Source organism: Streptomyces sp. NBC_00287 (assembly GCF_036173105.1).
GTDB lineage: Bacteria > Actinomycetota > Actinomycetes > Streptomycetales > Streptomycetaceae > Streptomyces.
Genome location: NZ_CP108053.1, coordinates 2,584,717 through 2,607,289 on the forward strand (window position 1 = coordinate 2,584,717; position 22,573 = coordinate 2,607,289).

The 22,573-nt window shown below is 71.3% G+C and carries 25 protein-coding genes and 1 riboswitch; of the genes, 12 read left to right on the forward strand and 13 right to left on the reverse strand.

Annotation, left to right across the window (positions count from 1 at the left end; translation table 11 throughout):
• Nucleotides 1-55 precede the first annotated feature (55 nt).
• The 3 genes from OHT76_RS11795 to OHT76_RS11805 all read right to left on the reverse strand — a co-directional run bounded on the left by OHT76_RS11795 (nucleotide 56) and on the right by OHT76_RS11805 (nucleotide 2,190).
• Nucleotides 56-445: a DUF3040 domain-containing protein gene (locus OHT76_RS11795; protein WP_015661060.1), complete on the reverse strand. Its 390-nt coding sequence runs from the start codon at nucleotides 443-445 to the stop codon at nucleotides 56-58.
• A 276-nt stretch (nucleotides 446-721) separates the two neighbouring features.
• The gene (locus OHT76_RS11800) at nucleotides 722-1,492 is read right to left on the reverse strand and encodes a methyltransferase (protein WP_328870736.1); all 771 of its coding nucleotides are present in this window, start codon (nucleotides 1,490-1,492) and stop codon (nucleotides 722-724) included.
• Between the two features lie 143 nt (nucleotides 1,493-1,635).
• On the reverse strand, nucleotides 1,636-2,190 hold the full coding sequence (locus OHT76_RS11805; RefSeq protein WP_328870737.1) for an SAV_6107 family HEPN domain-containing protein: 555 nt from the start codon (nucleotides 2,188-2,190) through the stop codon (nucleotides 1,636-1,638).
• A 163-nt stretch (nucleotides 2,191-2,353) separates the two neighbouring features.
• On the opposite strand from OHT76_RS11805, the gene OHT76_RS11810 reads away from it, so the two are divergent.
• The 4 genes from OHT76_RS11810 (at nucleotide 2,354) to OHT76_RS11825 (ending at nucleotide 7,700) form a co-directional block, all read left to right on the forward strand.
• Entirely contained in the window at nucleotides 2,354-3,121 is a 768-nt protein-coding gene (locus tag OHT76_RS11810; RefSeq protein WP_328870738.1) for an ATP-binding cassette domain-containing protein, read from the forward strand.
• A complete protein-coding gene (locus OHT76_RS11815) occupies nucleotides 3,093-5,177 on the forward strand; it encodes a YhgE/Pip domain-containing protein (RefSeq protein WP_328870739.1) in 2,085 nt (694 codons plus the stop codon). Before OHT76_RS11810 ends, OHT76_RS11815 begins: the two co-directional genes overlap by 29 nt.
• Nucleotides 5,178-5,200: 23 nt before the next feature.
• Nucleotides 5,201-5,830, forward strand: coding sequence for a TetR/AcrR family transcriptional regulator (locus OHT76_RS11820; RefSeq protein ID WP_328870740.1), 630 nt, complete (start codon nucleotides 5,201-5,203; stop codon nucleotides 5,828-5,830).
• A gap of 370 nt (nucleotides 5,831-6,200) precedes the next feature.
• Nucleotides 6,201-7,700 carry a phytoene desaturase family protein gene (locus tag OHT76_RS11825; RefSeq protein WP_328870741.1) on the forward strand — a complete coding sequence of 500 codons (1,500 nt, stop codon included), beginning with the start codon at nucleotides 6,201-6,203 and terminating at the stop codon, nucleotides 7,698-7,700.
• 17 nt (nucleotides 7,701-7,717) lie between these two features.
• On the opposite strand, the gene OHT76_RS11830 is transcribed toward OHT76_RS11825, so the two are convergent.
• The 6 genes from OHT76_RS11830 to OHT76_RS11855 all read right to left on the reverse strand — a co-directional run bounded on the left by OHT76_RS11830 (nucleotide 7,718) and on the right by OHT76_RS11855 (nucleotide 12,524).
• Nucleotides 7,718-8,674: an SCO2102 family sporulation regulator gene (locus tag OHT76_RS11830; RefSeq protein WP_328870742.1), complete on the reverse strand. Its 957-nt coding sequence runs from the start codon at nucleotides 8,672-8,674 to the stop codon at nucleotides 7,718-7,720.
• 56 nt (nucleotides 8,675-8,730) lie between these two features.
• Nucleotides 8,731-9,654 carry a methylenetetrahydrofolate reductase [NAD(P)H] gene (metF, locus tag OHT76_RS11835; protein ID WP_328870743.1) on the reverse strand — a complete coding sequence of 308 codons (924 nt, stop codon included), beginning with the start codon at nucleotides 9,652-9,654 and terminating at the stop codon, nucleotides 8,731-8,733.
• Between the two features lie 109 nt (nucleotides 9,655-9,763).
• Nucleotides 9,764-10,411: a thiamine phosphate synthase gene (gene thiE / locus OHT76_RS11840; RefSeq protein ID WP_328870744.1), complete on the reverse strand. Its 648-nt coding sequence runs from the start codon at nucleotides 10,409-10,411 to the stop codon at nucleotides 9,764-9,766.
• Between the two features lie 74 nt (nucleotides 10,412-10,485).
• Entirely contained in the window at nucleotides 10,486-10,857 is a 372-nt protein-coding gene (locus OHT76_RS11845) for an Rv2175c family DNA-binding protein (RefSeq protein ID WP_328870745.1), read from the reverse strand.
• 66 nt (nucleotides 10,858-10,923) lie between these two features.
• Nucleotides 10,924-12,087: an NAD(P)/FAD-dependent oxidoreductase gene (locus OHT76_RS11850; protein WP_328876509.1), complete on the reverse strand. Its 1,164-nt coding sequence runs from the start codon at nucleotides 12,085-12,087 to the stop codon at nucleotides 10,924-10,926.
• A gap of 86 nt (nucleotides 12,088-12,173) precedes the next feature.
• A complete protein-coding gene (locus tag OHT76_RS11855) occupies nucleotides 12,174-12,524 on the reverse strand; it encodes a hypothetical protein (protein ID WP_328870746.1) in 351 nt (116 codons plus the stop codon).
• A 52-nt stretch (nucleotides 12,525-12,576) separates the two neighbouring features.
• Nucleotides 12,577-12,688, forward strand: a riboswitch (TPP riboswitch).
• On the opposite strand from OHT76_RS11855, the gene thiO reads away from it, so the two are divergent.
• The 5 genes from thiO (at nucleotide 12,686) to OHT76_RS11880 (ending at nucleotide 17,752) form a co-directional block, all read left to right on the forward strand.
• Nucleotides 12,686-13,843, forward strand: coding sequence for a glycine oxidase ThiO (thiO, locus tag OHT76_RS11860; protein WP_328870747.1), 1,158 nt, complete (start codon nucleotides 12,686-12,688; stop codon nucleotides 13,841-13,843). (Overlaps the previous riboswitch by 3 nt.)
• Nucleotides 13,840-14,040 (forward strand): sulfur carrier protein ThiS, encoded by a 201-nt coding sequence (gene thiS, locus OHT76_RS11865; RefSeq protein ID WP_250070350.1) that lies wholly within the window; start codon nucleotides 13,840-13,842, stop codon nucleotides 14,038-14,040. Before thiO ends, thiS begins: the two co-directional genes overlap by 4 nt.
• A 3-nt stretch (nucleotides 14,041-14,043) precedes the next feature.
• Nucleotides 14,044-14,838 carry a thiazole synthase gene (locus tag OHT76_RS11870; protein ID WP_328870748.1) on the forward strand — a complete coding sequence of 265 codons (795 nt, stop codon included), beginning with the start codon at nucleotides 14,044-14,046 and terminating at the stop codon, nucleotides 14,836-14,838.
• A gap of 96 nt (nucleotides 14,839-14,934) precedes the next feature.
• Nucleotides 14,935-16,860: a Stk1 family PASTA domain-containing Ser/Thr kinase gene (gene pknB, locus OHT76_RS11875; protein WP_328870749.1), complete on the forward strand. Its 1,926-nt coding sequence runs from the start codon at nucleotides 14,935-14,937 to the stop codon at nucleotides 16,858-16,860.
• Between the two features lie 16 nt (nucleotides 16,861-16,876).
• The gene (locus OHT76_RS11880; protein ID WP_328870750.1) at nucleotides 16,877-17,752 is read left to right on the forward strand and encodes a deoxyribonuclease IV; all 876 of its coding nucleotides are present in this window, start codon (nucleotides 16,877-16,879) and stop codon (nucleotides 17,750-17,752) included.
• Here OHT76_RS11880 and OHT76_RS11885 read toward each other — a convergent pair.
• Entirely contained in the window at nucleotides 17,749-18,381 is a 633-nt protein-coding gene (locus OHT76_RS11885) for a sulfite oxidase-like oxidoreductase (RefSeq protein WP_328870751.1), read from the reverse strand. The two genes, OHT76_RS11880 and OHT76_RS11885, sit on opposite strands and share 4 nt — an antisense overlap.
• Nucleotides 18,382-18,559: 178 nt before the next feature.
• Between OHT76_RS11885 and bfr the strand changes: the two genes are divergently transcribed.
• Nucleotides 18,560-19,036, forward strand: a complete 477-nt coding sequence (gene bfr / locus OHT76_RS11890) for a bacterioferritin (protein ID WP_015661040.1) — start codon at nucleotides 18,560-18,562, stop codon at nucleotides 19,034-19,036.
• Nucleotides 19,037-19,045: 9 nt separating this feature from the next.
• Here the strand turns inward: bfr and OHT76_RS11895 are convergent, their stop codons facing one another.
• The 3 genes from OHT76_RS11895 to OHT76_RS11905 all read right to left on the reverse strand — a co-directional run bounded on the left by OHT76_RS11895 (nucleotide 19,046) and on the right by OHT76_RS11905 (nucleotide 21,738).
• The gene (locus OHT76_RS11895) at nucleotides 19,046-19,297 is read right to left on the reverse strand and encodes a (2Fe-2S)-binding protein (RefSeq protein ID WP_328870752.1); all 252 of its coding nucleotides are present in this window, start codon (nucleotides 19,295-19,297) and stop codon (nucleotides 19,046-19,048) included.
• 165 nt (nucleotides 19,298-19,462) lie between these two features.
• Nucleotides 19,463-20,815, reverse strand: a complete 1,353-nt coding sequence (locus OHT76_RS11900) for a class II 3-deoxy-7-phosphoheptulonate synthase (protein ID WP_328870753.1) — start codon at nucleotides 20,813-20,815, stop codon at nucleotides 19,463-19,465.
• Nucleotides 20,812-21,738, reverse strand: coding sequence for a DUF2867 domain-containing protein (locus OHT76_RS11905; RefSeq protein WP_328870754.1), 927 nt, complete (start codon nucleotides 21,736-21,738; stop codon nucleotides 20,812-20,814). The genes OHT76_RS11900 and OHT76_RS11905 overlap by 4 nt, the downstream gene beginning before the upstream one ends.
• A gap of 52 nt (nucleotides 21,739-21,790) precedes the next feature.
• Here OHT76_RS11905 and OHT76_RS11910 point away from each other — a divergent pair, with 52 nt between their 5' ends.
• Both OHT76_RS11910 and OHT76_RS44115 read left to right on the forward strand, forming a co-directional pair.
• Nucleotides 21,791-22,378 carry a TetR/AcrR family transcriptional regulator gene (locus OHT76_RS11910; RefSeq protein ID WP_328870755.1) on the forward strand — a complete coding sequence of 196 codons (588 nt, stop codon included), beginning with the start codon at nucleotides 21,791-21,793 and terminating at the stop codon, nucleotides 22,376-22,378.
• A 91-nt stretch (nucleotides 22,379-22,469) separates the two neighbouring features.
• Nucleotides 22,470-22,532: a trp operon leader peptide gene (locus OHT76_RS44115; RefSeq protein ID WP_376395695.1), complete on the forward strand. Its 63-nt coding sequence runs from the start codon at nucleotides 22,470-22,472 to the stop codon at nucleotides 22,530-22,532.
• Nucleotides 22,533-22,573 lie beyond the last annotated feature (41 nt).

Genomic DNA, 22,573 nt, shown 5'->3' on the forward strand with positions numbered 1-22,573 from the left:
GACCACCCCGGGTGGTCGCCCCCTCACCTATGTCCAGGAGCTGCGGCTCGTTGCGCTAGTGGCCCTGTTCGTCGCGGCGCCGCTGCCAGCGCTGCTCGATACGGTCCATCATGGAGCGCTTGGTCCGGCCCTGACGGCTGGCCTGCTGACCGCCTGCGGGCTGTTCACCCGGCTTGGGGGCCTTGCGCCAGCCGGTCACGGCGAGTACCGCACAGCCCAGCATGACGAGGAATCCCACCACGCTGAGCCAGACCTGCTTGGCGACCATTCCAGCCATGAGGAGCGCGATACCCACGAGGAAGCCGGCGACCGCCTGGTACACCCGGCGACGGGTGTACGTGCGCAGCCCGCTTCCCTCAAGCGCTGTCGCGAACTTGGGATCTTCGGCGTACAGCGCTCGCTCCATCTGCTCGAGCATGCGCTGCTCGTGCTCCGAGAGCGGCACGGAGTCCTCCTCATCGTGCAGTCGCCGGGGCGACCCGGGGGGTCCCTTCAGGATAGGCAGGGAATCGCCCCCGTGAAACCCGCCCCTCTACGCCAATTGCCAACCGGGATCCGTCATGGACGTGTCGGCTCGCTGAGATCTGCATTCCCCAGCAGCCGACCCGTCATGCCGAGCGGTCTCCCTCGATCATACGGCGCTGCGCGCCCGATCGGGGGGCCTGTGGCGTACTCCATGTGCAGCCAAGTCCCTGATCAGCGGCGCGCCTCAGGAGGCGGCTCAGGCTCCGGGGGTCCCCTGCGTCTCACCGAGCACATGGAGCTGTGTGGCAACGGAGTGGAAGGCGGGCAGCTCGGCCGCCGCCTCCTCCAGCTTCAGCAGCGCCTCCAGGGCGCCGGGCTCGGTGTCCACCAGGACGCCGGGCACCAGGTCGGCGAAGACCCGGACGCCGTGCACGGCGCCGACGCGCAGGCCCGCACCCTCGACCAGGGCGGTGAGCTGCTCGGCGGTGAAGCGGTGCGGCACGGGGTCACCGGCACCCCAGCGGCCGTTCGGGTCCTCCAGGGCCTGCTTGGCCTCCTTGAAGTGACCGGCGAGGGCGCGGGCCAGCACCGCGCCGCCGAGGCCGGCCGCGAGCAGGCTGAGGACACCCTCGGGGCGCAGCGCGGCCACCGCGTTGCGGACGCCCTCGGCCGGGTCGTCCACGTACTCCAGGACGCCGTGGCACAGCACCGCGTCGTAGGCGCCGCGCTCGACCACGTCGAACAGTCCGTGGGCGTCGCCCTGGACGCCCTGGACCCGGTCGGCGACGCCGGCCTCGGCGGCGCGGCGCTCCAGCGCGAACAGGGCGTTGGGGCTGGGATCGACCACGGTGACGCGGTGGCCGAGACCGGCGACCTGCACGGCGAACTTGCCGCTGCCGCCTCCGGCGTCGAGGACGTCCAGCGCCTCCCGGCCCGTGGCCTTCACCTGGCGGTCGAGGGCCTCCTGGAGGACCTCCCAGACCACGGCGGTACGGAGAGAGGCGCGGGGGCGGCTCGGGTCCGACACGGCAGTTGACTCCTCGGCGCGGCACCGCCTCTGGTACGGCGGAGCGAACGGGGTGCCGACCGGCCCGGAGTACCGGAGCGGGACGGCTTCAGGCGTGTCCCACCCTATTGCCTCCGGTGCCGGTCCAGGTCACCGCGGTGTCGTCAGCCCGTCTCCGGGAAACCTTGGCCCTCCTCCCCCGCGTCGGTGTCCTGGCGGGGCTGCGGCAGGACCGGCTGGAGGACCAGCATCCGCTCGACGAGGCGCAGGAACATCGCCACGTCGCGTATCAGGTCGTCGGCGTCCCGGCGAGTGGCCGCGCCCTGGATGCCCGCCTCGGCCCGGGCGCGGCGCCGGGCCCCCGAGGCGAACAGCGCGCTCCACTCGGTGAGCTCGGGCGCGATCTCGGGGAGCACTTCCCAGGCGCTCCGGATGCGGGCCCGTCGTCGGGGATTGGGCTCGGGACGCCCCCGCGCGGCGAGCACGGCGGCGGCGGTGCGCAGAGCGGCGAGGTGGGCTGTCGCATAGCGCTCGTTCGGAGTCTCCAGGACGGCGGCCTCGTCGAGTCCGGCGCGGGCCTGGGCGAGCAGGTCGAGGGCGGCGGGCGGGGCCGTGGCCCGGCGCAGCACGGGGTGCACATCGCTCGCCGGGCCGGTCAGTGAGGGGGCAGGGCCGGTGGCGCGGCGCCGGCGGGCGGCGGCTGCGTGGTAGCTGGCCATGACGAACCTCCTGTCGTCTGTGTGACGGCACGGGTGCCGTATGTGCCCATCGTGAGGTATGGCACTGACAATCCGTTCTGACCTGCGCTTTTGCTTCGATCGACAGTTCGGGTTAGTTTTTGCACTGACCAGTCAGTTCAAATCAGGGGATGGGGGAGCCGTGGTGGCCGGAATCGGCGTCACGGCCCGGGGCCTCGGTCTCGAAGGGCCCCGCGGATGGGCGTTCCGCGGGGTTTCCTTCGAGGCCGAGCCGGGCTCACTGATCGCGGTGCAGGGACCGTCCGGATCCGGGCGCACCTGTCTGCTGCTCGCACTCACCGGACGGATGAAGCCCACCGAGGGCACGGCCACCGTGGGCGAGGCCGGGCTGCCGAAGCAGCTCTCGGCGGCCCGGCTTATCAGCGCCCTCGCCCATGTCCCGGGCGTCACCGATCTCGACCCGGCGCTCACCGTCGCCGAGCATCTGCACGAACGGGCGCTGCTCCAGCGGAGGTTCGGCGGTTCCCTGCGCGGTCTGCTCCGCCCGCGCGCGGAGCGCGTGACGGAGGCCCGGCTGCGGATCGACCGCGCCCTGGCCGCCGCCGGACTCGACCGGGAGGCCCTGCCCAAGGGCTCCAGGACCGCCGTACGCGATCTGGAGCGGGTGGAGGCGCTGCGGCTGTCCGTGGCGCTGGCGTTGATCGGCGAGCCGGGGCTGCTGGGCGTCGACGACACCGACCTGAAGCTCTCCGAGGCGGAACGGGCCGAAGTCTGGGCGCTGCTGAGGTCGATCGCCGAGGCCGGAACGACGGTGGTGGCGGTGTGCAGCGAGGCGCCGGAAGGTGCCGTGGCCGTGTCGACCGTCTCCCAGTCGTCCGCACAGTCGAGCGTCTCCCAGGACGACACGAAGGAGGTGGCCGCCGATGCGCTCGCCGAAGCTGGCCGCGCTTGAGATCCGGCGCTTCGGGCGGGGGAAGCTGCCGCGCGCCGCCCTGGTGGCGCTGCTGGTGCTGCCCCTGCTGTACGGCGCCCTGTATCTGTGGTCCTTCTGGGACCCGTACAGCCGTCTGGACCGGATTCCCGTGGCGCTGGTGAACGACGACACGGGCGCGAAGGCCGGCGGGAAGAAGATCGCGGCGGGCGACGACATCGTGTCGGGCCTGCGTGAGAGTGAGGTCTTCGACTGGCACGAGGTGAGCGCCGACGAGGCACGCGCGGGCGTGGAGGACGGCAGGTACTACCTGTCGCTGACCATGCCGGCCGACTTCAGCCGGAGGATCGCCTCCAGTTCGGGCGACTCCCCGGAGACCGGCGCCCTCCAGGTGCGCACCAACGACGCCAACAACTACATCGTCGGGCAGATCTCCCGGACGGTCTTCAGCGAGGTGCGTGACGCCGCGTCCACGAAGGCCTCGCGGTCCTTCCTGGACCGGATCTTCATCAACTTCTCGGACATCCACGGCGCGACGGTGCAGGCCGCCAAGGGCGCCGACAAGCTGGAGAGCGGCATCGGGAAGGCCGAGAAGGGCTCGCGGGACCTCGCCGACGGGCTGAAGGACGCCAAGAGCGGCAGCGGCAAGCTGGCCAAGGGGCTGACGAAGCTCGACAAGGGCGCGGGCGACCTGGAGGACGGCTCGAAGAAGGTCGCCGAGGGCACACAGACACTCGCCGACAAGGTCAACGCAACCGCCGAGAAGGTCGGTCCGTTCCTGAAGGGCAACGAGAAGACGATCGGCGACACCGCCCAGCTGGTCGCCGACGCCTCCGGGGCGATCCGCGACAACCTCGACGCCCTGGTGGAGCGGGCGCCGACCGCCGCCGAGAACGCCCGCAAGGCCTCCGACGACCTGAGCGGCGTCTACAAGGCGCGCTGCGAGGACGCCGTACTGCCCGATACCGCCTGCGCCGACCTGAAGACGGCCAAGGACGCCGCCGCGGACGTGGCCGTCATCGCCGACGACGTCAACACGCTGATCAGCAACCAGGACGGCAGCCTGGACAAGCTCGACAAGCACCTGGCCACCCTGGAGAAGCAGGCCCAGGCCCTCGCCGACCGCGCGCCCCACCTCTCCGAGGACCTCGACGACGCCGTCACCAAGATCAACGACCTGAACGAGGGCGCAGCCAAGGTCGCCGCCGGTGCCAAGAAGCTCCACACCGGACTCGGCACGGCCAAGACCGGCGCCACGGACCTGGACAAGGGCGTCGGCGACCTCAAGACCGGCGCCAAGGACCTCAAGACGGGCCTGTACAAGCTCGTCGACGGCTCCGGGGACCTCTCGGACGGTCTGCACGACGGCGCCGAGCAGATCCCCGACTACGACAAGCGGGACCGCGACGAGCGCACCGAGGTGATGTCCGACCCGGTCCGGCTGGTGGCCGAGGACCTGCACAAGGCGCCCAACTACGGCACCGGATTCGCCCCGTACTTCATCCCGCTGTCCCTGTGGGTGGGCGCGATGGTGGCGTACATGCTGATCGCGCCGATGAACCGGCGCGCGCTCGCGGCGGGCGCCTCGGCGTGGCGGATCGCGCTGGCGGGCTGGCTGCCGGTGGTGGCGATCGGGGTGCTCCAGACGGTGGCCCTGATGTCGGTGCTGCACTGGGCGGTCGGTCTCCAGATGGCCCGCGCGGCCGGGACGGTGGGCTTCCTGTTCCTGGTGACGGCGTGCTTCGCATCCCTCGTGCAGTGGCTGAACGCCCGCTTCGGGGCGGCGGGCCGGATCCTCGTCCTCGCCCTGCTGATGCTCCAGCTGACGTCCGCGGGCGGCACCTACCCCGTACAGACCAGTCCGGGCTTCTTCAACGCGCTGCACCCCTTCCTGCCGATGAGCTACGTCGTCGAGGCCCTCAGAAGGCTCATCACGGGCGGCGGCCTCGGACCGGTCTGGCACGCGTGCGTGGTGCTCGTCGCCTTCACCGCGGGCGCCCTCGCGCTGACCGCGCTGTCGGCGCGCCGCCGCCAGGTGTGGACCCTCGACCGGCTGCACCCGGAGCTGACCCTGTGACCGCGCGCGGGACAATCATGGCCATGGAAAGCAGCAGCGCCGCGTCGGGCGGCAGCACCCGCCGTGAGGCCACCCGGCAGAAGCTCTACGAGGCCGCCGTCACGCTCATCGCCGAGCAGGGTTTCTCCGCCACCACGGTGGACGAGATCGCCGAACGGGCCGGGGTCGCGAAGGGCACGGTCTACTACAACTTCGCGAGCAAGTCGGTCCTCTTCGAGGAGCTGCTGCGACACGGCGTGGGCCTGCTCAGGGCCTCCCTCCAGGAGGCGGCCGAGCGCACGGACCGCGACGGCGGCAGCAAGGTCGACGCCCTGGACGCGATGATCCGCGCGGGGCTCGGCTTCATCGCCGCCTATCCGTCCTTCACCCAGCTGTACGTGGCCGAGCTGTGGCGCACCAACCGGGCCTGGCAGTCCACGCTCATGGTGGTCCGGCAGGACGTGGTCGCCGTGGTGGAGGGCGTGCTGCGCGATGGCGTGGCGAACGGCGAGTTCAGCGACGAGATCGACATCCAGCTGACCGCCGCCGCACTGGTCGGCATGGTCCTGGTGGCCGCCCTGGACTGGCAGTCCTTCCAGCCGGAGCGCTCCCTGGACGACGTGCACGCGGCGCTGTCGCGGCTGCTCCAGGGTCGGGTCAGCGGCCGGGGCTGAGGCTTCGCGCACAGACGAAAGCGCCGGTCCGAGATGGCCACGTCCCCCACGGGCCACCGCGAACCGGCGCTTCCTTCGTGCTCCCCCGTTCCCCCGTTGGTCCCCCGTCCGGTCGTTCCCCCGGGTTCCCCGTGTCTCGCTTCCGCCGACGCGCGGCCGGCGGAAGGAGCGGATCCAGGGCGGCTCCGTTCCGGCGCCCCGTGTCGCCGGTGCCGGAGCCGTGCCCCTTCTCCGTGCCTCCACTCTCCCGTTCACACAGGTCGGGGCCCATCCGCGCGCGTACTCATCTCACGGCCTGAGTACACGTACTCAGCCATGCGCACGCAGGCCCAGGCCGTGACTGTCAGTGGCGGCCGATAAAGTCCCTGACATGGCACGGATTGCGGTGATCGGCGCCGGGATGGGCGCGATGGCGGCCGGGGCCCGGCTGGCCGTCGCGGGCAACCGGGTGGCGGTGTACGAGCGGACGGAGACGTACGGCGGAGCGGTGCGCCGCTTCGAGCGGGACGGCTTCTCCTTCGACACCGGCCCCGGTCTGCTGACGCTGCCCGCCGTCTGGCGCGATCTGTTCGTCAAGACCGGCAAGGAGCCCCTGGAGGACCGCGTCGAGCTGGTCCAGGTCGACCCGTCCTCGCGGCATGTCTTCGCGGACGGCACCGAGGTCGCGCTGCCGAACGCCTCACGCGCGGGCGTCGTCGCGGCCCTGGACCAGGCGCTCGGCGCGGGCGCGGGCGGACGCTGGGGCGACTTCCTGGTCCGGGCCCGCGAGGCCTGGGACCGCAGCCGCAGACCGCTCCTGGAGGAGCCCCTGTGGCCCAACTGGCAGGTGCTGGCCGAGCGCGAGCCCTATCCGGCGGTCCCGCACAAGCGCCTGCTGCGCACCCGCCGGGCCACCACCCTCGCCGAGATCGGCGCCTGGGAGCTGCGCGACCCCCGGCTGACCGCCCTGCTGGAGAGCCACGCGCTTGCGTACGGTCTGGATCCGCAGGCCACTCCGGCGAGCGCGGCCGTCCTGCCGTACCTGGAGCACGCGTTCGGCACCTGGTATGTGCGGGGCGGCATGCGGGAGCTGGCGCGTGCGGTGTACGAGCGGTGTCTGGCCCGGAAGGTGGAGTTTCACTTCGGCGCCGAGGTGACCGGGGTGCTGGAGAAGGACGGCAGGGCGGCGGGCCTTGAGCTCGCGGACGGGGCGGTGGCCGAGGCGGACTTCGTGGTCGGTACGCGGCCGTGGGGCCTGACCGGTCATGAGCTGTACGGCACCGAGCAGGTCGCGCCGCGCCCCGAGAGGGCAGCAGCGGGCCGGGTCGTGGTCTGCCTGGCGCTGCGCGGTGCGCGCGAAGCGGGTGCCGCGCACCGGACGGTGGTGCACGCCCCGGACCGGGAAGCCGAGTTGGGCGCCTTCGGGCTCGGTGAGCCTCCCACCCGGCCGACGGTCCGCGTCGACCGCCCCGACGACCCCGCCCTCAGGCCCGACGAGGAGCACGAGTCGGTGGTCCTCACGGCGACGGTGCCCTCCCGGACGCGGTACGACTGGACCGCGCCCGGCGCCGCCGACTCCTTCGCGGACCGGATGATCGAGGCAGCCGAGCGCGCGCTACCGGGACTGCGCGAGCGGACGCTGTGGCGTGAGGTCCGTACGCCGGTGCACACCGAGGCGGAGACGGGCGCCGAGGGCGGCGCAGTGCCCGCGCCCGCGCTGGCCGCGGCGGAGGGGACCTTCCTGTACCCGGCCAACAGCACACGGATACCGGGCCTGTTCAGCGTCGGCGGCTGGTCGCACCCGGGGGGCGGTCTCCCCCACGCGGGCATGTCGGGCGCGCTGGTCGCCGGACTGATCGTGGAGGGACCGGACTTCCAGGGCTCGCAGTGACCGGGCCCCGGCAGTGATCAGAAGCGGTACTGCTCGTCGTACCCGCCGCCCTGCTGCCCCTGGCCGCCCTGGTAGGGGTACTGCTGCTCCGGCGGGAGTTCACCGCCGTAGGGGTCGTCGGTGCTGCGCTGCTGCGGGACCCACACCCCGCCGGGCGGGGTCGTCTCGCCGGTGTAGGTGCCGGTGACGTACTGGTCCTGGGCGTAGCCCTGCTGGCCGTACTGCTGGCCATAGCTCGCGTCGTACGAGCCGCCGCCGTAGGTCTGGGTGCCGATGTACGGGTCGGAGTAGGCGGCGTACTGCTGCTGTCCGGTCGTGTCGTAGCCGTACTGCTGCTGGTCGTACCCGGTGTAGCCGTCGTAGCCGTAGCCCTGGTCGGTGCCCTGGGACGCGGCCGCGTACTGGTCCTGCGGCTGCTGGGCCGCCGCCGCGTAGGAGGGGTCCGGGTTGGTGCCGTAGATGCCGTAGGAGCCGGTGTCGTCCGGCAGGGGCTGCGGCTCGTAGATCGCCGTGGTCTCGGCGGCCGAGGGGCCCGCCGCGCGCGAGGGCGTGAAGACGTCGTCGCGGTCGTAGGCGTCGTCCTGGCCGTAGCCGGCGCTGTCGCGGCCGTAGCGGCCCTCGTCGCCGTAGTGGGCCTCGCCCGCTTCGAGGTCGGAGACCTCCAGCGTCGGGTCCTGGTGCTCCGGCTCGCCGCGGCGACGCTTGGAACCGCCCAGCGCCGGAGCGTTCACCGCCCAGCCGGACGCGAAGCCGCGGCGGAAGGACAGCGTGACGTAGGTCTGGCCGATCGCGAAGGCCGCCGCGCCCAGCCCGATGACGATCACGGACGGGATCAGCACCCCGAGCACCACACCGAGGAAGCCGACGAAGGCGAGCAGCCGCCAGCGCAGGCGTGCCTTGTACTGCAGCAGCACCTCACCGAGCAGCCACAGCGCGACGATTCCGAACGCGATGTAGAGGACCGTCCAGCCCATGTACGCCCCTCTCCCAGTGGCCGTTACGCAGTGTGTCGTACAGCGGTGCGGCCGGTCTAGGCCTGCGGGGGATGGTGCAGGCCCAGGTTCTCGTAGATCTCCAGGGTCGCCGTGGAGTTGTTGAGCGTGATGAAGTGCAGTCCGGGCACTCCCTCGGCCAGCAGCCGCGCGCAGAACTCCGTGGCGAACTCGATGCCCATGGAGCGTACAGCGGCCGGATCGTCTTTTGCTGTGAGGATCCGCTCTTTCAGAGCCGCCGGGAAGGCCGCGTTGGTCAGGGACGGGATGCGGTCCAACGTCTTCACACTGGCAATCGGCATGATCTCGGGGATGATCGGGGTCGTGCAGCCGGCCGCGTCGACCCGGTCACGCAGCCGCAGATAGTCCTCCGGCTCGAAGAACATCTGGGTGATCGCGTAGTCCGCGCCGGCCCGGCACTTGTCGACGAAGTGCCGGACGTCCGTCTCCCACTCCGCGGAGCGCGGGTGCATCGCGGGGAAGGCCGCGACGCCCACACAGAAGTCGCCGGACGCCTTGATCAGTTCGACGAGCTCGGCGGCGTAGGTCAGGCCCTGCGGGTGCGGCACCCAGTCGCCCATGGGGTCGCCGGGCGGGTCGCCGCGCAGCGCGAGCATGTTGCGGATCCCGGCGTCGGCGTACTGCCCGATGATGTTGCGCAGGTCGGCCACCGAGTGGTCGACCGCGGTGAGGTGGGCGATCGGGGTGAGCGTGGTGTCGGAGGCGATGGCCTCGGTCGCCTTGACCGTGCCGGCGCGGGTGGTGCCGCCCGCGCCGTAGGTCACGGAGACGAAGTCGGGCGCCACGGCCTCGACCCGGCGCAGCGCGTTCCACAGGTTCCGCTCGCCCTTCGGGGTCTTCGGGGCGTAGAACTCGAACGAGTACGTCGTCTTGCCGGTCGCGAGCATGTCGCGCACGGTACGAGCGTGGTCCGACCTGGTGGATGCGGTGCCGAGGGCCATACCCGCAGGTTAGTCAGGGGGCGACGGTCCCCCAACCGGATGCCGGATATTTGCCCGAATTGTCGGGTTGTTGTCCAGCCCTTGGACAAAAGGCGCCTCTTGAGAGCTGCTACGCCTGCCGCAACCGCTTCGCGAACTCCGCCGCCGCGGCCCCGGGGTCGTCCGCCTCCGTGATCGCCCGTACGACGACGACCCGGCGGGCGCCCGCTTCGAGCACCTCGTCGAGGTTGCCGAGGTCGATGCCGCCGATGGCGAACCAGGGGCGGTCGGTGCCGAGGGCGGCGGTGTGCCGGACCAGGTCCAGGCCGGGGGCATGGCGGCCGGGCTTGGTCGGGGTGGGCCAGCAGGGGCCGGTGCAGAAGTAGTCCACGCCCTCCTGGTCGGCGGCCGCCTCGGCCTCGGACTCCGCGTGCGTGGAGCGGCCTATGAGGACGTCGTCGCCGAGGATCGCCCGGGCGACGGACACCGGGAGGTCGCCCTGGCCGAGGTGCAGGACGTCGACGCCCGCGGCGTGCGCGACGTCCGCGCGGTCGTTGACCGCGAGGAGCTTGCCGTGCCGCGCGCAGGCGTCGGCGAAGACCGCCAGGTGCTCCAGCTCCTCGGCGGCCTCCATGCCCTTGTCGCGCAGCTGCACGATGTCGACACCGCCCGCCAGAGCCGCGTCCAGGAACTCGGCGAGGTCGCCCTGGCGCTTGCGGGCGTCCGTGCACAGGTAGAGCCGGGCGTCGCTGAAGCGGTCGCGTGCGGTGTCGGGCATACGTGTTCCCCCGTGATCGGTGGTGTACGGGCCGCGGGCGCGCCGTGACCCGTACACCGGGACTGTTGATCAGTTCAGACGGCGAGCGCCTGGGCGCGGCGCTTCACCTCCGTGCCGCGATTCTCGCTCAAGGCCTGCGCGGGGGTGCCGGGCAGGCTGTCGTCGGGGGTGAAGAGCCACTCCAGCATCTCTTCGTCGGTGAAGCCGTCGTCCCGCAGCAGCGTCAGGGTCCCGGACAGGCCCTTGACCACCTTCTGCTCGGCCCCGTCGATGAAGGCGGCGGGGACGTGCAGCGCGCGGTTCTCACCACGGCGTACGGCGATGAGCTGGCCGTCCTTGACCAGCTGCCGCACACGCGTCACCTCGACGCCGAGCTGTTCGGCGATGTCGGGGAGGGTGAGCCAGGCGGGGACGAGAGCATCGATCTTTGCGTCAATCTCGGTCACAGGACAAGCCTGCCATCTGGCACTGACAACAGGAAGCCAGGCCGGTCCGACCAGGCACGACGTTCGCTATGCCAGCGCCGCCTTCAGCGGCCTCGCCGGATCCGCCAGCAACTCCGGATCCATCCGCGCGCCCGCCTCGATCAGCCGCCGCCCCTGGGCCAGATCCCGGGGCCGACCCACCGCCAACAGGGCGACCAGGCGGCCCTCATGCAGCCAGCAGACCGTCCAGGCGGGGCCGGTCGGGTCGCCGCGCCACAGGGTGGTGTCGGCCGCCACGTGGTGGCCGGCGTACTGGACGAAGCGGCCGAACTGCTCGGACCAGAAGTACGGGACCGGGTCGTAGGCCACGGGGGCCTCGCCGATGATGTCGGCGGCGACCGTGCGCGGGCCCTGGAGGGCGTTGTCCCAGTGGTGGACCAGGAGGCGCTCGCCGTACCGGGCGGAGGGGAAGGAGGCGCAGTCGCCGACCGCGTAGACGTCGGGCACGGAGGTGCGCAGATGGTCGTCGGCCACCACCTCGCCCTGCGCGCCGAGCTCGATGCCGGAGCCGGCCAGCCAGGCGGTGGCCGGACGGGCGCCGATGCCGACGACGACGGCGCCCGCGGGCAGTCGCGAGCCGTCGTCGAGGATCACCGCGCCGGGCTCGACGTGCGCCACGCGCGCGTGGGTGCGCAGTTCGGCCCCGCTGTCGGCGTACCAGGCGGCCATCGGCGCGGCCACCTCGGCGGGCAGCGCACCCGCGAGCGGCCGGTCCGCGGCCTCGACGACCGTCACCGAGCAGCCCGCCTCGCGCGCGGCGGTGGCGAACTCGGCGCCGATCCAGCCCGCGCCGACGACCACGATGTCGTGCTGCCGGACAAGCACCGGCCGCAGCCGCTCGGCATCGTCCAGGGTGCGCAGCAGATGCACCCCGGGGACGCCCTCGGCGCCCGGCAGCTGAATCGGTTCGGCACCGGTGGCGAGGACGAGGACGTCGTACGGGACCGGTCCCTCGGCGGTGTCCAGCTCATGGTCGGCCGGGCGCACGCCCAGCACCTCGCGGCCGAGGCCGAGTTCGATGCCGAGCGCCTCGAAGTCCACGTCGAAGGCGGATCCCTCGGCCTTGCCGAGCAGGACGGCCTTGGACAGCGGGGGGCGGTCGTAGGGCTGGTGGGGTTCGGCGCCGATCACTCGTACCGTGCCCGTGAAGCCCTGTTCCCGAAGGGCGACCGCGGTCTGGACGCCGGCCATGCCCGCGCCGACCACCACCACCCGCCGCTGCGACGTCGTCGTCTGCTCGCTCACCTGATCACCATAGACAACTGACAATTTGTCAGTCAGCCGTCGTGCCGCGTGACCTGCTCCACAACGCTGGTCCCCGAGCCCGGCCGGGACTCCCACTCCCAGGTCTCCTCCAGGCGCACCCGCCCGTCGGGCAGCTCCACGACCGCCGACACACAGTGCCCGGACGACGTGGTCCCGTCGTGCCCCAGCTGCACATACCGGAAGTCCAGCCGGTCACCCACACGCGTACCCACCAGATGCCCGCGTACGACATCGCCGCCCGCGTACTCGGCCCAGATCGCGCCGTCCTTCTCGTGGTAGGTGAACCGGGTCCGCGTACCCACCTGACCTGCGGCCTGGTCGGCGACGGGGGCGAGGACGAGGCCGTCGAGCGAGCGGGGCATGGGACAAGGCTCCCTTACAGAGGCGCGGAACCACGGGCTAGGGTGGCCAACGTAAAGCACTCGCGGGAGCCCGGACGCACCGGGCTGAGAGGGAGGCTGGCGGCCTCCGACCGTACGAACCTGATCCGGGTCATGCCGGCGAAGGGAGGGGCTGGACGCCCATGTCGCCTACGCGTACGTCAGACGTCCTCGTCTTGGGGGGCGGAATCATCGGCCTGGTCACGGCGTGGCGGGCCGCACAGCGCGGGTTCGCCACGGCCGTGGTGGACCCCGAACCGGGCGGCGGCGCCGCCCAGGTGGCGGCCGGCATGCTGGCCGCCGTCACGGAACTGCACTACGGCGAGCAGACGCTGCTCGGCCTGAATCTGGCCTCGGCCCGCCGCTACCCCGAGTTCGCGGCCGAGCTCACCGAGCTCACCGGACAGGACCTCGGGTACCGGCAGTGCGGCACGCTCGCGGTCGCGCTGGATGCCGACGACCGCGCGCATCTGCGTGAACTGCACGCCCTGCAGCGGGAGTCGGGGCTCGACTCCGAGTGGCTGTCCGGGCGGGACTGCCGGCGGCTGGAGCCGATGCTCGCGCCGAGTGTGCGCGGTGGGCTCCGGGTGGACGGCGACCACCAGATCGACCCACGGCGCCTGGCACGCGCGCTGGTGACCGCTTGCGAGCGGGCGGGCGTGGTCTTCCACCGGTCGTGGGCGTCCCGGCTCTCCGTCGTCCAGGGGCGCGCGGCGGGGTGCGTGACCGACGACGGCACCGCCCTCGGCGCCGGGCAGGTGGTCCTGGCGGCCGGCAGCCTCAGCGGGCGGCTCGCGGGCGTCCCGGAGGACGTACTGCCTCCCGTACGGCCCGTGAAGGGACAGGTGCTGCGGCTGACCGTGCCGAAGCGGCAGGCGCCGTTCCTGAGCCGGACCGTACGAGCGGTGGTGCGCGGCAGCCAGGTCTATCTGGTGCCGCGGGAGAACGGCGAGCTGGTCGTCGGGGCGACCAGCGAGGAAATGGGCTGGGACACGACGGTGACCGCGGGGGGCGTGTACGAGCTGCTGCGCGACGCGCACGAGCTGATGCCGGGCATCACCGAACTGCCGCTGACGGAGACCCGCGCGGGGCTGCGTCCCGGGTCCCCCGACAACGCGCCGCTGCTGGGCCCGACCGGACTCGACGGGCTGCTGCTGGCGACCGGGCACTACCGCAACGGCGTGCTGCTCACCCCGGTCACCGGGGACGCCCTCGCGCACGCCCTGGCCACCGGTGAACTCCCGGACGAGGCACGTCCGTTCAGCCCGAAGCGGTTCGCACTCACGGAGCAGCCCGTATGAACATCTCGGTCAACGGCGAGCGTCGGCGGATCGAGCCGGGCACGGCTCTCGACACGCTCGTGAAGTCCCTCACCGCGGCGCCCTCCGGAGTGGCCGCCGCGCTCAACGAAACCGTCGTCCCGCGCGCGCAGTGGTCCTCGACGTCCCTCTCCGAGGGGGACCGGGTCGAGGTCCTCACCGCCGTCCAAGGAGGCTGACCCATGGCCGACGATCCCTTTGTCCTCGGCGGTTCGTCCTTCTCGTCCCGGCTGATCATGGGTACGGGCGGTGCGCCCTCCCTGGAGGTCCTGGAGCGGGCGCTGGTCGCGTCCGGGACGGAGCTGACGACGGTCGCGATGCGGCGGGTGGACGCCTCGGTGCACGGCTCGGTGCTGTCGGTGCTGGAGAAGCTGGGCATCCGGGTGCTGCCGAACACGGCGGGGTGTTTCACCGCGGGGGAGGCCGTCCTGACGGCCCGCCTCGCGCGCGAAGCCCTCGGCACGGATCTGATCAAGCTGGAGGTCATCGCCGACGAGCGGACGCTGCTGCCGGATCCGATCGAGTTGCTGGACGCGGCGGAGACGCTGGTGGACGACGGCTTCACGGTGCTGCCGTACACCAACGACGACCCGGTGCTGGCCCGCAAGCTGGAGGACGTCGGCTGCGCGGCGATCATGCCGCTCGGCTCCCCCATCGGCTCCGGGCTCGGGATCCGCAACCCGCACAACTTCCAGCTGATCGTGGAGCACGCGCGTGTGCCGGTGATTCTGGACGCGGGTGCCGGTACGGCCTCGGACGCGGCGCTGGCGATGGAGCTGGGGTGCGCGGGTGTGATGCTCGCCTCGGCGGTGACGCGGGCCAAGGAGCCGGTGCTCATGGCCGACGCGATGCGGCACGCGGTGGAGGCGGGACGACTGGCGTACCGGGCGGGCCGGATTCCACGGCGGCACTTCGCGCAGGCGTCGTCTCCGGCGGAGGGCAGGGCGGCGTTGGACCCCGAACGTCCCGCATTCTGAACGGCCCGGTGGGTTGCGTCACAGGTCGGCTTCAGTCCCGCTCCTAAATCGGGCGGGACGGCAGTCGTGTCAGTCGCTGCTCGTACACTCGCCTGCGTGGATACGACCCTTCAGGACCCGCTGGTCGGGCAGGTGCTCGACGGACGTTATCGCGTCGAGGCGCGGATCGCCGTCGGGGGGATGGCCACGGTCTACCGGGCCGTGGACACCCGGCTCGACCGTGTGCTCGCGCTGAAGGTGATGCACCCCGGGCTCGCCGCCGACGGGACCTTCGTGGAGCGGTTCATCCGGGAGGCGAAGTCGGTCGCCCGGCTCGCGCATCCCAATGTCGTGCAGGTCTTCGACCAGGGGACCGACGGGTCGTACGTCTATCTCGCCATGGAGTACATCGCCGGCTGCACCCTGCGTGATGTGCTGCGCGACCGCGGGGCGCTCCAGCCCCGTGCCGCCCTGGACATCCTGGAGCCGGTGCTCGCCGCGCTCGGCGCCGCGCACCGCGCCGGGTTCGTGCACCGGGACATGAAGCCGGAGAACGTCCTCATCGGGGACGACGGCCGGGTCAAGGTCGCCGACTTCGGCCTCGTGCGTTCCGTGGACTCCGTCACCAGCACCACCGGTGCCGTCCTCGGCACCGTCTCCTACCTCGCGCCCGAGCAGATAGAGCAGCCCGGCGCCGCCGACGCCCGCGTCGACGTGTACGCGTGCGGTGTCGTCCTGTACGAGATGCTCACCGGCGACAAGCCGCACGACGGGGACTCCCCGGCGATCGTGCTCTACAAGCATCTGCACGAGGACGTCCCGCCGCCCTCCGCCGCCGTGCCCGGGCTGCCGTACGAGCTCGACGCGCTGGTCGCCTCGGCCACCGCCCGCACCCCGGACATCCGCCCGCACGACGCGGTCGCGCTGCTCGCGGAGGCCCGTGAGACACGTGCCGCGCTCAGCGCGGACCAGTTGGACGCGATGCCCCCGCAGGCGCTCTCCGCCGAGCACGACAGCGCCGAGGACCGCACCAGCGTGATCCCGCGTTCGCTGACGGTGCCGCGCCCGCTGCCGGTCAACGAGGACGAGGACCGCTTCAGCCACACGAGCCGCCTGGAGTCCCCGGCCCCGCTCCCGCCGACGAGACGCAGGACGCCCAGGCGCGGCCCCCTGGCCCTCGTCGTCGCCGTCCTGCTCGTCCTCGGTGTCGGCGCGGGCGTCTGGTACATCAACTCCGGGCAGTTCACCCGGGTCCCGGCGCTGCTCACCCAGACCGAGGCGCAGGCCGAGGACCGTCTTGAGGAGGCCGGTCTTGAGGTCGGCAAGGTCGAGCAGGCATTCAGTGACACCGTCAAGCGCGGCCGGGTGATCAGCACCGACCCGTCCGTCGGCAGCCGTATCCGGCACAACGACTCGGTGAACCTGGTCGTCTCCAAGGGCCCGGAGGTCGTGAAGGTCCCCGATCTGGAGGGCCACCGCCTGGACAAGGCACGGGCCCTGCTCAAGACCGAGGGTCTGGAGCCGGGCATGGTGACCCGGGAGTTCAGCGACTCCGTCCCCAAGGGCTTCGTGATCTCGACGAACCCCGGGGCCGGTACCGAGCGCCGCTCGGGCTCCGCCGTCGCGCTCGTCGTGAGCAAGGGCATCCCCGTCGACGTCCCGGACGTCACCGGAGAGAGCCTGGAGGGCGCCAAGGCCGATCTGGAGGAGGCCGGCCTGAAGGTGCGGGTCGCCTCGGAGGAGGTCACGTCGTCCGAGTTCGACAAGGGCGAGGTCGCTCTGCAGACGCCGGAGGCCGACACCCAGGCCGTCGCGGGCGACACGGTGACGCTGACGATGTCCAAGGGCCCCGAAATGGTCGAGGTCCCGGACGTGGTGGGCGACAAGGTCGACGACGCCAAGGCCGAGCTGGAGGCCGCGGGCTTCGAGGTCGACGAGGACCGCGGGCTGCTGGGGCTGTTCGGCGACACGGTCGAGAGCCAGTCCGTGGAGGGCGGCGACACCGCGCCCAAGGGCTCGACGATCACCATCGAGATCCGCTGACGGGACGCGCACGCAGATGACCGTTCAGCAGCTTCGCAACCCCGTCGGCGGCCATGTCCCCGTGGCCGGCGGCCTGAACTCCGTGGGCCTGGCCTACGCCCGTGACCTCAAGGCCGAGACCGTGCAGGTCTTCGTCGCCAACCCGCGCGGCTGGGCCACCCCGGTCGGAAACCCGCGGCAGGACGAAGAGTTCCGCGCGGCCTGCGCGGAGGAGTCGATCCCGGCGTACGTCCATGCCCCGTACCTGATCAACTTCGGCTCGCACACCGAGGCGACCGTCGAGAAGTCGGTGGAGTCGCTGCGCCACTCGCTGCGGCGCGGGCGGGAGATCGGGGCCCTGGGCGTGGTCGTGCACACCGGCAGCGCGACCGGCGGCCGGGACCGCTCGGTGGCGCTGAAGCAGGTACGGGAGTACCTGCTGCCGCTGCTGGACGAGCTGACCCACGACGACGACCCGTTCCTGCTGCTGGAGTCGACGGCGGGCCAGGGCTTCTCGCTGTGCTCCCGCACCTGGGACTTCGGGCCCTACTTCGAGGCGCTGGACGCCCATCCGAAGCTCGGCGTGTGCCTGGACACCTGCCATATCTTCGCCGCCGGACACGATCTGACCGGCCCGAACGGCATGCACCAGACCTTGGATCTGCTGGTGGACACGGTGGGTGAGGGACGGCTGAAGCTGATCCACGCCAACGATTCCAAGGATGTGGTCGGCGCACACAAGGACCGGCACGAGAACATTGGCTCCGGCCATATCGGCGAGGACCCGTTCCGGGCGCTGATGACCCACCCGGCCACCGAGGGCGTACCGCTGATCATCGAGACGCCCGGCGGCAAGGAGGGGCACGCAGCGGACGTGGAGCGCCTGAAGAAGCTCAGAGAGAGCCAGAGCTAGAGCTCGGGCCCGTCCCCCGGCCCCTCCTGGTACGAGTACCGCTGTTCCTTCCACGGGTCACCGATGTTGTGGTACCCGCGCTCCTCCCAGAAACCGCGCCGGTCGGCGGTCATGTACTCCACGCCCCGGACCCACTTGGGGCCCTTCCAGGCGTACAGATGAGGCACCACGAGCCGGAGCGGGAAGCCGTGTTCCGCGGTGAGCAGTTCGCCGTCCTTGTGAGTGGCGAAGATGGTCCGCTCGGCGGCGAAGTCCTCGAGGCGCAGATTCGAGCTGAAGCCGTACTCCGCCCACACCATCACATGGGTGACGGCATCGGCGGGCGGGGCGAGCTCCAGGATGGTCCGGGCGGGGATCCCACCCCACTCGGCGCCGAGCATGCTGAACTTGGTGACGCAGTGCAGATCGGCCACGACGGTGGTGTACGGCAGGGCCGCGAACTCCTCATGGGTCCAGCAGTGCTTCTCACCGTCGGCGGTAGCGCCGAAGACCCTGAACTCCCAGCGCTCGGGGCGGAACTTGGGGACCGGTCCGTAGTGGGTGACCGGCCAGCCGCGTTGCAGACGCTGCCCCGGCGGGAGCTCCGGCTGTACCGCTCCTCCAGATTCGCTCTCCACCGGCTGACCCATGTCTCCATCCTGACAGACCCGGGGCAGTGCACTTGACCAGCGGCACCCCAAAGCGGGCAAATCGAACTAAGCCTGTACTTACTTACTAAGCGAAGACTTACTGGACGATCTTCGAGACCGGTGCAAGGATGCGGCGCAACCTGCCAGTTCCCCCGTTCTCTTGGAAGGAGCCTCTGCGATGCAGGGCGACCCCGAGGTCATCGAATTCCTGAACGAGCAGCTCACCGGCGAGCTGACGGCGATCAATCAGTACTGGCTGCATTACCGGATCCAGGACAACAAGGGCTGGACCAAGCTCGCCAAGTACACGCGTGAAGAATCCATCGACGAGATGAAGCACGCGGACAAGATCACCGAGCGCATCCTCATGCTGGACGGCCTGCCCAACTACCAGCGGCTGTTCCATGTGCGGGTCGGCCAGACGGTCACCGAGATGTTCCAGGCGGACCGGCAGGTGGAGGTGGAGGCGATCGACCGCCTCAAGCGCGGGATCGAGGTGATGCGCACCAAGGGCGACATCACGTCCGCAAACATCTTCGAGTCGATCCTGGAGGACGAGGAGCACCACATCGACTATCTGGACACCCAGCTGGAGCTCATCGACAAGCTCGGCGAGGCGCTCTACCTCGCGCAGCAGATCGAGCAGCCGAGCTGAGCGCAGCCGCTAGGCGGCTTCTTCGAGCTCTTCCAGCTCTTCCAGCTCGGCAAGGACCGGTCGGCCCTGGTCGGCCAGCTCACGGCGGGGGCAAGCGCCCCGGCCCAGCAGCGCCTGGATCCGGCGTACACACGAACCGCAGTCGGTGCCCGCCTTGGAGGCGGAGGCTATCTGGCGGGGGGTGCAGGCGCCGCTCTCCGCGTGCTTCTTCACCTGCTGCTCGGTGATGCCGAAGCAACTGCAGACGTACACGCGGTTCACCTCCCGCCGGGATCGATAAGTGGTGCCGTACCGATGTACCGAATGCCCGTTGATCGGTGAGGCTAACCTAACCTTACCCGGCACACAGGAGCCTTAAAAGTGGCGTGGGGCGTGGATCGTATGTGATCCACGCCCCACTTCACTTGCAGGTAACAGGCGAACCCGTCACTGGTCCCTGTACATCTCCGCGACCAGGAAGGCCAGGTCAAGGGACTGGCTGCGGTTCAGGCGGGGGTCGCAGGCCGTCTCGTAGCGCTGGTGCAGATCGTCGACGAAGATCTCGTCGCCGCCGCCCACGCACTCGGTGACATCGTCACCGGTGAGCTCGACATGGATGCCGCCCGGGTGGGTGCCCAGCGACTTGTGGACCTCGAAGAAGCCCTTGACCTCGTCGAGCACATCGTCGAAGCGGCGGGTCTTGTGGCCGGAGGCCGCCTCGAAGGTGTTGCCGTGCATCGGGTCGGTCACCCAGGCAACCGTGGCGCCCGAGGCGGTGACCTTCTCGATCAGCTCCGGGAGCTTGTCGCGGACCTTGTCGGCGCCCATGCGGACGATGAAGGTCAGCCGGCCCGGCTCGCGGTCCGGGTCCAGGCGCTCGATGTACTGCAGCGCCTCCTCGGCCGTAGTCGTCGGGCCGAGCTTGATGCCGATCGGGTTACGGATCTTCGAGGCGAACTCGATGTGCGCGTGGTCCAGCTGCCGGGTGCGCTCACCGATCCACACCATGTGCGCGGAGACGTCGTAGAGCCGGCCGGTGCGCGAGTCGACCCGGGTCAGGGCGGACTCGTAGTCGAGCAGCAGCGCCTCGTGCGAGGAGTAGAACTCGACCGTCTTGAACTCCTCCGGGTCGGCCCCGCAGGCGTGCATGAAGTTCAGCGCCTGGTCGATCTCGCGGGCGAGCTGCTCGTAGCGCTGGCCGGAGGGGGACGACTTGACGAAGTCCTGGTTCCAGGCGTGCACCTGGCGCAGGTCGGCGTAGCCGCCGGTGGTGAAGGCGCGCACCAGGTTGAGCGTGGAGGCGGAGGCGTTGTACATCCGCTTCAGGCGCTCGGGGTCCGGGATCCGGGCGGCCTCGGTGAAGTCGAAGCCGTTGACGGAGTCGCCGCGGTAGGTCGGCAGGGTCACGCCGTCGCGGGTCTCGGTCGGCTTGGAGCGCGGCTTGGAGTACTGACCGGCGATGCGGCCGACCTTCACGACCGGCACCGAGGCGGCGTAGGTCAGCACGGCGCCCATCTGGAGCAGGGTCTTGAGCTTGTTGCGGATCTGGTCGGCGGACACCGCGTCGAATGCCTCGGCGCAGTCGCCGCCCTGGAGGAGGAACGCCTCTCCCTTGGCGACGGCCGCCATCCGGGCGCGCAGCTGGTCGCACTCGCCCGCGAAGACGAGCGGCGGATACGACTCGAGGTCCGCGATCACTGCGCGCAGAGCCTCGGTGTCGGGGTACTCGGGCTGCTGCGCCGCGGGCAGGTCTCGCCAGGTGTTGCCAGCGCTTGCGCTGGTCTTAGCGTTCACGGTCACGACGTCAACATTACGGGGTTGTGTCCGTCGCCCATTCCCTGGCTCACCAATTGAGACGCCCCGGGAGCTTTCAGGGCGAGCCGTCGATGGGTGCGGCGGAGCATCAGCCGGGCCATGAAGGGGTGGGCGTGTCGGACCACTGACCAGTACAGACGGCCGCGTCGATTGTGGATCCGGACCACCGAGCCGAGGGTCACCGTCCGGGCTTTCACGTCCACCAGGAGCGAGGCGCGGTAGTCGAGGTGGCCGGCGTCCTCGCCGAGCAGCACCTCCTCCGGCGAGCGGCCGACGACCCGGGCGCCCCGGAGCACGCCCTCCCAGGCCGCCGGATCGGTCGGCATGCCGGGGCGCAGTTCCAGGGCGTAGGCGTCGGTGTAGTCGGCGGTGGGGAAGGCGGCGCGCAGGAGAACGGCGCCCTCGGGCAGCTCCACGGTCTCCGGACGGTCCCAGGTGAGCCGCTGAAGCAGGCGGACGTACCGGCTTCGGCGCACGGGGCGGGCCAGGGAGCCGGTGGCGGCCCGCTCGGCGTTGTCGAACAGTTCCTCGATGACCGTGCCGTGCACCGCGCGCACCGCGAGCAGCCAGCCGAGTCGCTCCCCGAGCGGCTGGGGCTGCTCCAGGAGGTGCCGGATGCGGCAGCGGTCCGGGCCGAGCGGCTCGACCGAGAGTTCGTGGAAGCCGGCGCCGGGCGGGTCGAAGGCGAAGCGGATACGGCGGCCGGGTTCGTACTCGGCGACCGAGTAGCGCACCGGGCCGTGGCCGCCGGCGGCGCCTACGGCGAGCGGCCGGTCGAAGCGGATCGGGGCCCAGGCGGGGCTCGGGAAGAGCGGGTCGTCGGGGGCGGCGAGCCGGTCGAGGAGGGCGCCGACCTGCTCGGCGGGCGCGGCCAGGATGCGGTCGTGAACGTTGCGTACAGTGCCCATCGGAGCACCTCCATACGGTGGCGTATGGTCCACCGTACGGTACCGTACGGTCATGGTGCAACGCCTCCCTCGCAAGTCCCCGGGCAAGGCCCGGCTGAGCGCCCAGGACTGGGCCGACGCCGCGCTCGTCGCGATGAGCGAGGGAGGGCTGGCGGCCGTCGCCGTGGAGCCGTTGGCCGCTCGGCTCGGCACCACCAAGGGCAGCTTCTACTGGCACTTCGCGAACCGGGACGCGCTGATCGAGGCCGCGCTGGAGCGCTGGGCCGAGACCGAGACCGAGGGGATCATCACCGAGCTGGAGCAGGAGCCCGACCCGGAGCGGCGGCTGCGGCTGCTCTTCGCCGAGGCCATCCGGTCCTCGGCGGACGACCCGCTGGAGGTCTCGCTGCTGGCCACCGCCGCCGACCCACGCGTCGCCACCGTGCTCGCCCGCGTCACCGAGCGCCGGGTCTCCTATGTGGCACAGCTCTTCGCCGAGGCCGGTTTCCCCGAGCCGGAAGCACGACGGCGGGGGCTGCTCGCGTACAGCGTGTACCTGGGCCACACCCAGCTCGGCCACGCCGTCCCGGCCACGCTCCCCGAGGGCGAGGAGCTGACGCGCTATCTGGACGGCGCCCTCGATCTGCTGCTCATGCGCTAGCGCCTGCCCGGCGGATCAGGCCGGCTGCAAGAAGCGGCACTAGGCCCCGCGCCGCTGGCATGATCCGCCGGGCAGGCGCTAGGGTCGGGGCATGTTCGCGCACTCGACCCAGAACCAGAACTGGTGGTGGACCGCATCTCCGGCGGCCCACTGACTGCGCGTACCCAAGACTTCGCGAAGGCCGCCCGAGGGGCG

Excerpts from the sequence above, each read along its gene's own strand:
- OHT76_RS11805 (WP_328870737.1), bottom strand. The coding sequence starts at position 2,190 with ATGGCCAGCTACCACGCAGCCGCCGCCCGCCGGCGCCGCGCCACCGGC.
- OHT76_RS11815 (WP_328870739.1), top strand. The coding sequence starts at position 3,093 with ATGCGCTCGCCGAAGCTGGCCGCGCTTGAGATCCGGCGCTTCGGGCGG.
- OHT76_RS11820 (WP_328870740.1), top strand. The coding sequence starts at position 5,201 with ATGGAAAGCAGCAGCGCCGCGTCGGGCGGCAGCACCCGCCGTGAGGCC.
- OHT76_RS11825 (WP_328870741.1), top strand. The coding sequence starts at position 6,201 with ATGGCACGGATTGCGGTGATCGGCGCCGGGATGGGCGCGATGGCGGCC.
- OHT76_RS11830 (WP_328870742.1), bottom strand. The coding sequence starts at position 8,674 with ATGGGCTGGACGGTCCTCTACATCGCGTTCGGAATCGTCGCGCTGTGG.
- metF (WP_328870743.1), bottom strand. The coding sequence starts at position 9,654 with ATGGCCCTCGGCACCGCATCCACCAGGTCGGACCACGCTCGTACCGTG.
- thiE (WP_328870744.1), bottom strand. The coding sequence starts at position 10,411 with ATGCCCGACACCGCACGCGACCGCTTCAGCGACGCCCGGCTCTACCTG.
- OHT76_RS11850 (WP_328876509.1), bottom strand. The coding sequence starts at position 12,087 with ATGGCCGGCGTCCAGACCGCGGTCGCCCTTCGGGAACAGGGCTTCACG.
- OHT76_RS11855 (WP_328870746.1), bottom strand. The coding sequence starts at position 12,524 with ATGCCCCGCTCGCTCGACGGCCTCGTCCTCGCCCCCGTCGCCGACCAG.
- thiO (WP_328870747.1), top strand. The coding sequence starts at position 12,686 with ATGTCGCCTACGCGTACGTCAGACGTCCTCGTCTTGGGGGGCGGAATC.
- thiS (WP_250070350.1), top strand. The coding sequence starts at position 13,840 with ATGAACATCTCGGTCAACGGCGAGCGTCGGCGGATCGAGCCGGGCACG.
- OHT76_RS11870 (WP_328870748.1), top strand. The coding sequence starts at position 14,044 with ATGGCCGACGATCCCTTTGTCCTCGGCGGTTCGTCCTTCTCGTCCCGG.
- OHT76_RS11880 (WP_328870750.1), top strand. The coding sequence starts at position 16,877 with ATGACCGTTCAGCAGCTTCGCAACCCCGTCGGCGGCCATGTCCCCGTG.
- OHT76_RS11885 (WP_328870751.1), bottom strand. The coding sequence starts at position 18,381 with ATGGGTCAGCCGGTGGAGAGCGAATCTGGAGGAGCGGTACAGCCGGAG.
- bfr (WP_015661040.1), top strand. The coding sequence starts at position 18,560 with ATGCAGGGCGACCCCGAGGTCATCGAATTCCTGAACGAGCAGCTCACC.
- OHT76_RS11905 (WP_328870754.1), bottom strand. The coding sequence starts at position 21,738 with ATGGGCACTGTACGCAACGTTCACGACCGCATCCTGGCCGCGCCCGCC.
- OHT76_RS11910 (WP_328870755.1), top strand. The coding sequence starts at position 21,791 with ATGGTGCAACGCCTCCCTCGCAAGTCCCCGGGCAAGGCCCGGCTGAGC.